This window comes from Geodermatophilus obscurus, assembly GCF_900115395.1.
Lineage (GTDB): Bacteria > Actinomycetota > Actinomycetes > Mycobacteriales > Geodermatophilaceae > Geodermatophilus > Geodermatophilus obscurus_B.
This window is the reverse complement of record NZ_FOWE01000007.1, coordinates 111910-123270: the sequence shown is the minus strand read 5'-3', so window position 1 is coordinate 123270 and position 11361 is coordinate 111910. Positions and strand designations below refer to the sequence as shown.

Sequence of the window (11361 nt, the reverse complement as noted above, 5' to 3'; positions counted from 1 at the left end):
CGCGCGGTACCCGCAGGTGTCACTAGGCTGCGCGCATGCCCGACCGCTGTGAAGTCCTGCCCGGAGACGCCGTCGTCGCGCGACGCGGCGGGGGACTGCTCTGGGTCGACGCTCCGGGCTCGCCGGCCCTCGTCGCCGCCCTCCACGCCTGCCTGGGCGTCGCCGGCCCCGGCGCGGACCGCGTGCTGGCCGCCGTCGCCTCCCAGGTCCCCGCGCTGGGCGGCAGCTCGGCGTCCTTCGCCCTGGTCCTCGTCGACACCGACGGGGGCTCCGGCACCGGCGTGGCGCTGTGGTCGGGCAAGGGCCAGCCCGCCGTCGACGGCGTGCCCGTCTCCGGCCAGCCGGCCGACGGCTGCAGCGTCGCGGCCGGGTTCCCGCTCGGCGCGACGCTCTACGTCGGCCCCGGCCAGGCTGCGCCGTCGATGTCGCCCGGCGTCGCCTACGACCTGCACCACGGCACCGTCCCCGGCTCGGGCGCGCTGCTGCACCTCGTCGCCTCGGCGCACGCCGGCGCCGTGGCCGCGCCGCCGGCCGCCGCGGCCGCGCCGTCGTCCTTCACGGCAGGCTCCGACGCCGGCTTCGCCGCGGCCCCCTCCTACGGCGGCTCGGGCGCCCCGTCCTACGGCTCGACCGGCTCCTCGGTGCTGGGGTCGGGCGGCCGCGCCGACGAGGGCGAGGAGACGGCGTTCTGGAAGCCCGACACCGCCTCCGCGCCGGTGCTGCGCTTCGACGACGGCCTGGTGGTCACCGTCGACGAGGACCTCGTCCTCGGCCGCCGGCCCGACAGCCACGAGCTGGTCACCGCCGGCAACGCCCGCCCCGTGCCGATCGCCGACACGCAGAACGTGCTGTCGTCGGCGCACGCCGCGATCCAGCGCTCGGGCCGCGAGGTCACCCTCACCGACCTCGGCTCGCTCAACGGCACGCACGTCGCCGGGCCGGAGGCCACCGAGTGGACCCAGCTCGAGCCCGGCGTCGCCCACCCGCTCGCCGACGGCGACCGGCTGCTGCTCGGCTGGACCGTCATCACCTACGAGCAGCCGGAGTAGGACGCGCGGTCCGGGCCCGGTTCCCTCGGGGGACCGGGCCCGAGGCATCTGCGGGCGCCGTCCGCCGTCCTGGCTCACCCTGGAGCGTCCTGGCTCACCGTCGACGGTGAGCCAGGACGCAGCCCGATCAGCTCAGCTGATCATGCGGGACGGCGGAGGACGCGCAGCAGCCACACGGTGCGCGGGGGCACCTCGATCGGCCCGGGCGCGACGACGGCCGGCCGCGGCGGCGCCCCGGTCGGGTACTCGCTGCTGACGACGAACTCGTAGCCGTCGGCCCACGGCGCCCCCGGCAGCTGCACGGTCACCGGCGCGGGCCCGGCGTGCAGCTGCACGAGGTAGGAGTCGTCGACCACCGGCCGGCCGCGTTCGTCGCGGTGCCGGATGGCCCGGCCGTCGAGGTACATGCCGACCGTCTGCAGGCCGGTGTCGAACCAGTCCGCGGTGGTCAGCTGGCCGCCGGCCGGGGCGAACCAGGCGACGTCGCGGGTGCCGCCGGTGGCGGGGATCTCGTGCCCCTCGAAGAACGCCTCCTGCCGCAGCACCGGCGACTCGCGGCGGACCTGCACCAGCCGGCGGACGAAGGCCACCAGGTCCTCGTCCACGCCGTCCCAGTCGATCCAGGACACCTCGTTGTCCTGGCAGTAGGCGTTGTTGTTGCCGCCCTGGGTGCGGCCGAGCTCGTCGCCGGCGGTCAGCATCGGCACGCCGGTCGACAGCAGCAGCGTGGCCAGGTGGTTGCGGACCTGCCGCGCGCGCAGCGCGAGCACCGCGGGGTCGTCGGTTGGCCCCTCGACGCCGCAGTTCCAGTTGCGGTTGTGGCTCTCGCCGTCGCGGTTGTCCTCGCCGTTGGCCTCGTTGCGCTTGTGCTCGTAGGCGACCAGGTCGGCGAGCGGGAACCCGTCGTGGGCGGTGACGAAGTTGACGCTGGCGAAGGGGCGGCGCCCGTCGGAGCGGTAGAGGTCCGAGGAGCCGGTGAGCCGGTAGGCGAGGTCGCGCACGCCGACGTGCGCGCCGGACCACACGTCGCGCACGGTGTCGCGGTACTTGCCGTTCCACTCCGTCCACAGCGGCGGGAAGTTGCCCACCTGGTAGCCGCCCTCGCCGATGTCCCACGGCTCGGCGATGAGCTTGACCCGGCTGACCACCGGGTCCTGGTGGACGACGTCGAAGAACGCCGAGAGCCGGTCGACGTCGTGCATCGACCGGGCCAGCGCCGCGGCGAGGTCGAACCGGAAGCCGTCGACGTGCATCTCGGTGACCCAGTAGCGCAGCGAGTCCATGAGCATCGCCAGCACCTGGGGGCGGCGGACGTCGAGGGTGTTCCCGCAGCCGGTGTAGTCGGTGTAGCGGGCGGGGTTGGCGCCGTCGAGCCGGTAGTAGCCGGGGTTGTCGACGCCCCGCAGCGACAGCGTCGGCCCGGTCGCGTCGCCCTCGGCGGTGTGGTTGTAGACGACGTCGAGCACGACCTCGATGCCCGCCTCGTGCAGGGCCTTGACCATCGCCTTGAACTCGGTGACCTGCGCCCCGCCGGACCCGGCCGAGCTGTAGGCGGCGTGCGGGGCGAAGTAGCCGAGGGTGTTGTAGCCCCAGTAGTTGGTCAGCCCGCGGCGCAGCAGGTGCGGCTCGCTGACGAAGTGGTGCACCGGCAGCAGCTCGACGGCGGTGACCCCGAGCGAGCGCAGGTGCTCGACGAACGCCGGGTGCGCCAGGCCCGCGTAGGTGCCGCGCAGCGCCGGCGGGACGTCGGGGTGGCGCATCGTCGCGCCCTTGACGTGCACCTCGTAGATGACGGTGTCCGACCACGGCGTCACCGGCCGCGGGTCGCCGTCCCAGGGGAAGGAGTCGTGCACGACGACGCCGCGCGGCACGAACGGCGCGGAGTCGCGGGCGTCGGGGGAGCCGGGGGCGTCGAGGCGCGAGCCGAACAGCGCCGGGTCGAGGGTCAGCTCGCCGTCGACGGCGCGCGCGTAGGGGTCGAGCAGCAGCTTGGCGGGGTTCCACCGCGCTCCGGCACCGGGGTCGTGGGGGCCGTGCACCCGGTACCCGTAGCGCTGGCCGGGGCCCACCCCGGGCAGCCGCCCGTGCCACACCTGGTGGGTGGTCTCCCGCAGCCGGTGCCGGTGCTCGGTGCCGTCGGCGTCGAACAGGCACAGGTCGACGGCGGTCGCGCCGGCCGACCACAGGGCGAAATTCGTGCCGGTGCCGTCCCAGTGCGCACCCAGGGGCGCGGGGGAGCCCGGCCACACCTCCGCGGCGCCGTGGCCGTCCTCGGGTCTGCTCACCCGGCGATACTGCACGGTCGGCTCGCCGGGCGGAGGGAACCGGGGAGTTGGTTGGATGGGCCCGTGTCGATCAGTGCCGTGTCGAGCGGTGGTCCGTCCCCCGGTGCCGCCGGACCCGAGCCGGTCGTCGAGATGCGCGGGGTGGACGTCGTCCGCGGCACCGCGCACCTGCTGCGCGGGATCGGCTGGAGCGTCCTGCCCGACCAGCGCTGGGTGGTCCTCGGGCCCAACGGCGCCGGCAAGACGACGCTGCTGCAGCTGGCCGGGGCGCACATGCACCCGACCCGCGGCGAGGTGCGGCTGCTCGGCGAGACGATGGGCGCGGTCGACGTGTTCGAGCTGCGCCCGCGGATCGGGCTGACCAGCGCCGCGCTGGCCCAGCGGATCCAGCCGGGGGAGCGCACCGGCGACGTCGTCCTGTCGGCCGGCTACGCCGTCGTGGGGCGCGGCCGGGAGCGCTACGACATCGACGACCTCACCCGGGCGGCGGCGCTGATGCACCAGTGGGGCGTGCAGGCCGTCGCCCACCGCTCCTTCGGCACGCTGAGCGAGGGCGAGCGCAAGCGGGTGCAGATCGCCCGCGCGCTCATGACCGACCCCGAGCTGCTGCTGCTCGACGAGCCCGGGGCCGGCCTCGACCTCGGCGGCCGCGAGGACCTCGTCGCCCGGCTGGCCGCGCTCGCCGGCTCGCCGTCCGCCCCGGCACAGGTGCTGGTGACCCACCACGTCGAGGAGATCCCGCCGGGGTACACGCACGCGCTGCTGCTGCGCGAGGGGGCCGTCGTCGCCTCCGGGCCGCTGGCGCAGGTGCTCAACGGGGAGGCGCTGTCGCAGACCTTCGGCCTGCCGCTGACCCTCGAGCGCCCCGGCGGCCGGTACACCGCCCGCCGACGCTGACCCGGCGGCCTGGCTAGGGTGCCCGGCATGGCAGCAGCGCCCGAGTTCGTGACCCTGTCGGTGGAGGACGGCGTCGGCACGATCCGCCTCGACCGCCCCAAGATGAACGCGATCGACGAGCAGCTGTACCTCGAGGTGCGCGCCGCGGCGTTGGAGGCCGGCGAGCGGGCCGACGTGCGCGCCGTCGTCCTCTACGGCGGCGAGCGGGTCTTCGCCGCCGGCGCGGACATCAAGGCGATGTCGCAGCTCGACGGCGCCGCGATGGCCTCCTGGGGCCGGGAGCTGACCGACAGCTTCACCACCGTGGCGCGCATCCCCAAGCCGGTGATCGCCGCCATCACCGGGTACGCCCTCGGCGGCGGCTACGAGCTCGCGCTGTGCGCCGACTTCCGGGTGATGGGCGCGAGCGCCAAGGTCGGGCAGCCGGAGATCCTGCTCGGCGTCATCCCCGGTGCCGGCGGCACCCAGCGGCTGGCCCGCCTGGTCGGCCCGGCGAAGGCCAAGGACCTCGTCTTCACCGGCCGGCACGTGGGCGCGGAGGAGGCGCTGGAGATCGGCCTGGCCGACGCCGTCGTCCCCGACGCCGAGGTGTACGACACCGCCGTCGCGATGGCCCGGAAGTTCGCCGCCGGCCCGCCGCTCGCGCTGGCCGCCGGCAAGCGGGCCGTCGACGAGGGCCTCGAGCTGCCGATCGAGCAGGGTCTGGAGCTGGAGAGCCGCCTGTTCGCCGGGCTGTTCGACACCGAGGACCAGCGGACCGGCATGCGCTCCTTCCTCGAGAACGGCCCCGGGAAGGCGACGTTCTCCGGCCGCTGAGCGGGCGCGTCGCCGACTGTTCGCGCGACCGTCACCGCATCCGGTCCTGCGGACGGTCCGGTTCTGTCACCATGCCCAGGGCCTTCCGGCCACCTCGTCCCGCTCCCCCTGGAGGACCCGTGCGATCCACTCCCGCCCTGAGGACCGCGACCGTGCTGGCGGTCGCGACCCTCGCGCTGTCGGCCTGCGGAGGCGGGGGTGACGACGGCGGCTCCGGCGGCTCCGGCGGCTCCGGGGGCGACTCGGACGCCGCGTCGGCCCGCTCGGCCGAGGACCTCGGCGGCATGGACGCCCTCGTCGAGGCCGCGCAGGCCGAGGGAGAGCTCAACGTCATCGCGCTGCCCCCGGACTGGGCGAACTACGGCGAGATCATCTCCACCTTCGAGGAGGAGTACGGGATCACCGTCAACAGCGCCTCGCCCGACGGCTCCAGCCAGGACGAGCTCAACGCCGTCGAGAGCCAGCGCGGCCAGGACCGCGCACCCGACGTCCTGGACCTCGGCACCGCCTTCGCCCGCCAGGCGCAGGCTCAGGACCTGCTCGCGCCCTACCAGGTGGAGACCTGGGACGAGATCCCCGAGGGCCAGAAGGACCCCGACGGCCACTGGTACAACGACTACGGCGGCTACATCTCCATCGGCTGCAACGCCACGGTGATCGCCGAGTGCCCGACCAGCTTCGCCGACCTGCTCGACCCGCAGTACGCCGGCCAGGTCGCGCTCAACGGCAACCCGACCCAGGCCGCGGCCGCGTTCTCCGGTGTCTGGGCGGCGTCGCTGGCCAACGGTGGCAGCCTCGACGACATCGGCCCGGGCATCGACTTCTTCGCCCAGGTCAAGGAGGTCGGCAACTTCAACCCCGTCGAGATCACCCCGGCCACCATCCAGAGCGGTGAGACCCCGCTGGCGATCGACTGGGACTACCTCAACGCCGGGCTGACCGAGACCCTCGCCGCGGAGGGCGTCGAGTGGCAGGTCGCCGTCCCCTCGGACGGCCTGTTCGGCGGCTACTACAGCCAGGCGATCAGCGCCTACGCCCCGCACCCGGCCGCCGCACGGCTGTGGCAGGAGTTCCTCTACAGCGACCGCGGCCAGAACCTCTACCTGGCCGGCGGCGCCCGCCCGGTGCGCCTGCCCGCGATGCAGGAGGCCGGCACCGCCGACGCCGAGGCGCTGGCCGCCCTGCCGCCGGTCGAGGGCACCGCGGAGTTCCCGACCCAGGAGCAGGAGAGCGCCGCCCAGCAGGTGGTCGCCACCCGGTGGAACCAGGAGATCTCCGGCTGAGCACCGCGACCGTCCCCGCCGCGCCGGCGTCCCGCAGGGGGCGCCGGCGCGGCGGTCTGCTGCCCGCGCTGGGGCTCCTCCCGTTCCTGCTCTACATCGCGGTCTTCCTGCTGCTGCCGGTCGGCGTGCTGGCCGTGGAGGCCTTCCGCGCCGTGGACCCGGTCACCTTCGAGGAGTCCTGGTCGACGGCGAACCTCGGCACCGTCACCGGGGGCGCCTACGCCCGCGCCTACCTCGGCAGCCTGCGGCTGTCGGCGATCACGGCCGTGCTCGGCGCCGTCCTCGGGCTGGCGTTGGCCTTCGCGATCGTCACCAGCCGCCGGGGCCGGCTGCTGCGCCGGCTGGTGCTCACCGCCTCCGGCGTGCTCGCCAACTTCGGCGGCGTGCCGCTGGCCTTCGCCTTCCTCGCCACCATCGGCAACGCCGGGGTGGTGACGGCGCTGCTCACCGGCCCGCTGGGCCTCGACGGGTTCTCCCTGTACTCCATGGCCGGGCTGGCGGTGGTCTACCTGTACTTCCTGGTCCCGCTCATGGTGCTGACGATCATCCCGGCCATCGAGGCGCTGCGGCCGCAGTGGCGCGAGGCCGCGGACGTGCTCGGGGCCAGCGGCTGGCAGTACTGGCGGCACGTGGGCGGACCGGTCCTCGCCCCGCCGGTGCTCGGCGCCACGATGCTGCTGTTCGCCTCGGCGTTCGCCGCCTACGCCACGGCCAAGGCGCTGGTGGGCAGCAGCGTGCCCCTGGTGACGCTGCAGATCGCCGACTCGCTGTCGAGCAACGTCGTCGTCGGCGCGGAGAACCTGGGCAAGGCGCTCGCCCTCGGCATGGTCGTGCTCGTCGGGCTGGTCATGGTCTTCTACACGTGGGTACAGCGGCGGACGTCGCGGTGGTTGGCATGAGCGCCACCACGACCGGTGTGTCCACCGCTGCGGTCGCCGGCGCCGGCGGGGTCGACCCGGAGACGCCGGTGCGGGCCGCCCGCCGCAGCCGTGGCTGGTGGCGCTGGGTCGTCTTCGCCGTCCTCGGTCTGTACTTCCTGGTGCCACTGGCGGCCTCGGTGTGGTTCACCGTGCGCGACCGGGCGCGCGGCGGGGTCAGCGCCGACGTCTACGCGGGCATCCCGACGGCGGAGGGGTTCGCCGAGAACTTCGGCCGCTCGCTCGCGCTGGGTGCGCTGACCGTGCTCATCGCGCTGCTGCTCATGGTGCCCACCGTGGTGCTGGTGGAGCTGCGGCTCCCGCGGCTGCGCCCGCTGGTGGAACTGCTGACGCTCGTGCCGCTGCTGCTGCCGCCGATCGCGCTGGTGGTCGGCGTGCGCAGCGTGCTCGCCTGGGCGCCGGAGTACTTCTTCCGCACGCCGCTGGCCGAGGCGTTCTTCGCCCTCCAGGAGCCCGCGCTGCCCTGGATCCTCGTGCTCGTCTACGTCGTGCTGGCGCTGCCGTTCGTGTACCGGGCGCTCGACGCCGGCGTGCGCGGCGCGCAGCTGCGCACGCTCACCGAGGCGGCTCGGGTGCTCGGTGCGTCCTGGCCGCGGGTGATGCTGACCGTGGTGCTGCCGGTGCTGCGCACCTCGGTGCTCAACGCCGCCTTCCTCACCCTGGCGCTGGTGCTCGGCGAGTTCACCGTCGCCAACATCCTGGGCTTCGAGACCTTCCCCACCTGGATCGTGCGGATCTCCGGCTCGCAACCGCAGCTGTCGGTCGCCGTCTCGGTGCTGTCCCTGCTGCTCACCTGGGCGCTGCTGCTGCTGATCTCCGCGCTGGACCGCCGGCGCCGCGAGGAGGACCCCGCATGACCGCCGTCCGCCCGGCCGCCCCCGCCGACCTGCGCGAGGCCCCCGGGGTCGCCGTCCGGCTGGAGGGGCTGACCCGCCGCTACGGCTCCGTCCTCGCCCTCGACGGGCTCGACCTCGAGATCGCCGGCGGGGAGTTCCTCGCCCTGCTCGGGCCGTCGGGCTGCGGCAAGACGACGGCCCTGCGGGCGATCGCCGGCTTCGAGGTCCCCGACGCCGGGCGGGTGTGGTTCGACCGCCGCGACGTCACCGGCACCCCGCCGTCCAAGCGCGACGTCGGCATGGTGTTCCAGGCCTACAGCCTCTTCCCGAACATGACCGTGGCCGAGAACGTCGCCTACGGGCTGCGCGTGCGCCGCCGCGACAAGGCCGAGCGGGCCGGCCGGGCGGCCGAGCTGCTCGAGCTGGTCGGCCTCGCCGACCGCGGCGGGCGCTACCCCCACCAGCTCTCCGGCGGCCAGCAGCAGCGGGTGGCCCTCGCCCGGGCGCTGGCGGTGGCTCCGCAGGTGCTGCTGCTCGACGAGCCCCTGTCGGCCCTCGACGCCCAGGTGCGCGTGCAGCTGCGCGAGGAGATCCGGCGCATCCAGCTCGAGCTCGGCACCACCACGGTCTTCGTCACCCACGACCAGGCCGAGGCGCTGTCGGTGGCCGACCGCGTCGGCGTCATGCGCGAGGGGCGGCTGGAGCAGGTCGCCTCGCCCGACGACCTCTACGAGCGGCCGGCGACGGCGTTCGTGGCCGGCTTCGTCGGCACGATGAACCGCATCCCCGCCGTCCTCGGCGACGGCGACGTCGAGTTCCTCGGGGTGCGCCGCGAGGTGCTCGGCGCCACGCCGCCCCCGGGGCCCGCGTACGCCCTGGTGCGGCCCGAGGCGCTGTCGGTCGAGGCCGACCCTCGCGGGGCCGGCCGCGTCGTCACCCGGACCTTCTCCGGGGCCACCACCCGGCTGGCGGTCGCGCTGCCCGACGGCGTCGAGGTGCGCGCCGACGTCCCCAGCGCCGGCAGCCAGGGCCTGACGCCGGGGACGTCGGTCACCGTCACCCCTGCCGAGCGGCCGGCGCTCGTGGAGTCCTCCGCCGCGGACTGAGGTCACGCGGTGAGCTGGTAGACCACCACCGTCGCGTCGTTGAGGTTGGTGACGTAGGCGCGGCGCCCGTCGGGGGAGACCGCGACGCTCGTCGGCCCGTCGCCGGTGACGGGGCTGGCCGTCACCGCGAGGGTCTCGGCGTCGACCACCGACATCGTGTCCCCCTCGACGTCGGCGGTGTAGAAGCGCCGGCCGTCCGGCGCCCACGTGAGGTCCTGGGGGCGCGCGCCGACCGGCCCGGTACCCACGACGTCCCCGGTCGCGGTGTCGATGACGTGGACGTCGCTGCTGTCGAAGGCGACGACGGCGACGCGGGTGCCGTCGGGGGAGACCGCAACGCTGTGCGGTGAGACCCCAGCGGGGATCTGCTGCAGCACCCGGCCGCCGTCGGCCAGGTCCAGCACCGAGAGCACGTTCGACTCGTGATTGGCCGTCCAGGCGCGCGTCCCGTCGGCCGAGACGGCGATCCAGTGCGGGTTGCGGGGGACCTCGTAGGAGCCGACCTCCGTGGCCGTCGCGGTGTCGAGCACCTCGACCCGGCCCTCGTCGTGCAGCGGCACGTACAGCAGCCGCCCGTCGGGGGAGGTCTGCGGCGCGTAGGGACGCAGGCCGACCTCCACCGTGCTGAGCACCCGGTTGCTGGCTGTCTCGACGAAGGCCACGTGGTTCTCGGTGTAGTCGGCGTTGGTGACCGTGACGTAGGCCCGGCTGCCGTCGGGGGAGAAGGTGACGAACTGCGGCGGGCCGGCGTCGATGACGATGCGGGACACGACCTGCAGCGAGTTGGTGTCGAGGACGCTGACGATGCCCTCCGCGCGGTGGGCGATGTAGGCGTAGCGCCCGTTCGGCGCGACCGCGATGAACCCCGGCGTCGGTGGCACCGGGACGGGTTCACCGAGCTGGGTGGGCACCGCCACGCTCGTGGCCGTCGCCGGGCTCGGCCGCGGCGGTGTCCCGGTCGAGTCGGGGGCCAGCGTCCCCGGGGCCGTCGTCGCCGCCGCCGTCGACCCTGCGGCCGCGGAGCCGGCGTCCTCCGCGCGCGGCCAGAGCCACCAGGTGAGGCCACCGCCGGCCAGCAGCAGCACCAGGGCGGCGGCCAGCGCGACCTGGCGGGCCCGCCCCCGGCGGGGCGGCCCGCCCGCGGCCGGTGGACCCGGACGACCCGGCGGAGCGGGCACGAGCTGCTGCACCGAGCTGTGCCCGCCGTCGCCCGACTGCACGCCGAGGACCGTCGGCGCCGCGGCCGGCACCGGCCGGTCACCGGGGACGGTCGGCGTCGCGAGAGGCGTGACGGGAGGCCGGGCGGTCCGCGCCGGCGACTCCTTCAGGGCCTCCCGGGCCGCCGCGACCAGCGCACCGGGGGTGGCGTACCGGTCCTCGGGCCGCTTCGCCATCCCGCGCGCGACGACGTCGTCCAGTGCGCGGGGCAGTCCGGGCACCACCTCGCTCGGCCGCGGTGGCTCGGTGTAGAGGTGCGCGTAGAGCAGCGCGGGCAGGTCCTCGCCGCCGAAGGGCTTGCGCGCGGTGAGGGTCTGGGCGAGGACGCAGGCCAGCGAGTAGACGTCGACCCGGCCGTCGATCGGCTGGTCGGTGAACCGCTCGGGCGCCATGTAGTCGAGCGTCCCGACCGTGGCGCCGGTGATGGTCAGCGAGGTGCGCGTGCTGCCGACCGAGCGGGCGATGCCGAAGTCGACGACGTAGACGAAGTCGTTGGCGGTCACCAGCACGTTGCTCGGCTTGACGTCGCGGTGGACGAGCCCGTCGGCGTGCGCGGCCTCGAGGGCGTCGGCGACCTGGCCCAGCAGGGTGAGTGCGCGCTCGGGCGGGAGCGGGCCGTCCTCGAGGATGCGGCCGAGGTCGCGGCCGTCGACCAGCCGCATGTCGATGTAGAGCCGGCCGTCGATCTCGCCGAAGTCGTGGATCGGGACGACGTGCGGCTCGCGCAGCCGGGCGGCGACGTGCGACTCGCGGCGGAACCGGGAGGCGAACTCCGCGTCGCGGTTGAGCGACTCCGGCAGGAGCTTGAGGGCGACGAGCCGGTCGAAGCGGGTGTCGCGCGCCCGCCACACCTCGCCCATGCCGCCGGCGCCGACCACCTCCTCGAGCAGGTAGCGGCCGAACTCTCGCGGCATGGATGTGCTCCTCGGCTGT

General features: G+C 74.9%; 9 protein-coding genes. 7 read left to right on the top strand and 2 right to left on the bottom strand.

Features of this window, described 5'->3' with window-relative positions; genetic code table 11:
- Positions 1-35 precede the first annotated feature (35 nt).
- Positions 36-1049 carry an FHA domain-containing protein gene (locus tag BM165_RS15000; protein ID WP_075014359.1) on the top strand — a complete coding sequence of 338 codons (1014 nt, stop codon included), beginning with the start codon at positions 36-38 and terminating at the stop codon, positions 1047-1049.
- Between the two features lie 140 nt (positions 1050-1189).
- On the opposite strand, the gene glgX is transcribed toward BM165_RS15000, so the two are convergent.
- Positions 1190-3334 carry a glycogen debranching protein GlgX gene (gene glgX, locus BM165_RS14995; protein ID WP_075014358.1) on the bottom strand — a complete coding sequence of 715 codons (2145 nt, stop codon included), beginning with the start codon at positions 3332-3334 and terminating at the stop codon, positions 1190-1192.
- Positions 3335-3397: 63 nt separating this feature from the next.
- On the opposite strand from glgX, the gene BM165_RS14990 reads away from it, so the two are divergent.
- The 6 genes from BM165_RS14990 to BM165_RS14965 all read left to right on the top strand — a co-directional run bounded on the left by BM165_RS14990 (position 3398) and on the right by BM165_RS14965 (position 9210).
- Complete coding sequence (locus tag BM165_RS14990; protein ID WP_244274244.1) at positions 3398-4231, top strand: ABC transporter ATP-binding protein; 834 nt, start codon at positions 3398-3400, stop codon at positions 4229-4231.
- 27 nt (positions 4232-4258) lie between these two features.
- The gene (locus tag BM165_RS14985; protein WP_075014549.1) at positions 4259-5047 is read left to right on the top strand and encodes an enoyl-CoA hydratase/isomerase family protein; all 789 of its coding nucleotides are present in this window, start codon (positions 4259-4261) and stop codon (positions 5045-5047) included.
- Positions 5048-5199: 152 nt separating this feature from the next.
- A complete protein-coding gene (locus tag BM165_RS14980; protein ID WP_244274243.1) occupies positions 5200-6330 on the top strand; it encodes an ABC transporter substrate-binding protein in 1131 nt (376 codons plus the stop codon).
- Positions 6306-7229, top strand: a complete 924-nt coding sequence (locus tag BM165_RS14975; RefSeq protein WP_244274242.1) for an ABC transporter permease — start codon at positions 6306-6308, stop codon at positions 7227-7229. The genes BM165_RS14980 and BM165_RS14975 overlap by 25 nt, the downstream gene beginning before the upstream one ends.
- Positions 7226-8125, top strand: coding sequence for an ABC transporter permease subunit (locus BM165_RS14970; protein WP_244274241.1), 900 nt, complete (start codon positions 7226-7228; stop codon positions 8123-8125). The genes BM165_RS14975 and BM165_RS14970 overlap by 4 nt, the downstream gene beginning before the upstream one ends.
- Positions 8122-9210, top strand: a complete 1089-nt coding sequence (locus tag BM165_RS14965; protein WP_075014356.1) for an ABC transporter ATP-binding protein — start codon at positions 8122-8124, stop codon at positions 9208-9210. Before BM165_RS14970 ends, BM165_RS14965 begins: the two co-directional genes overlap by 4 nt.
- Positions 9211-9212: 2 nt before the next feature.
- Here BM165_RS14965 and BM165_RS24820 read toward each other — a convergent pair whose 3' ends face one another.
- Complete coding sequence (locus BM165_RS24820; protein WP_075014355.1) at positions 9213-11342, bottom strand: serine/threonine-protein kinase; 2130 nt, start codon at positions 11340-11342, stop codon at positions 9213-9215.
- Between the last annotated feature and the right edge of the window lie 19 nt (positions 11343-11361).

What these genes read in the sequence shown, in the direction of transcription:
- BM165_RS15000 (WP_075014359.1), top strand. Translation starts at nt 36, where the DNA reads ATGCCCGACCGCTGTGAAGTCCTGCCCGGAGACGCCGTCGTCGCGCGA.
- BM165_RS14985 (WP_075014549.1), top strand. Translation starts at nt 4,259, where the DNA reads ATGGCAGCAGCGCCCGAGTTCGTGACCCTGTCGGTGGAGGACGGCGTC.
- BM165_RS14970 (WP_244274241.1), top strand. Translation starts at nt 7,226, where the DNA reads ATGAGCGCCACCACGACCGGTGTGTCCACCGCTGCGGTCGCCGGCGCC.
- BM165_RS14965 (WP_075014356.1), top strand. Translation starts at nt 8,122, where the DNA reads ATGACCGCCGTCCGCCCGGCCGCCCCCGCCGACCTGCGCGAGGCCCCC.
- BM165_RS24820 (WP_075014355.1), bottom strand. Translation starts at nt 11,342, where the DNA reads ATGCCGCGAGAGTTCGGCCGCTACCTGCTCGAGGAGGTGGTCGGCGCC.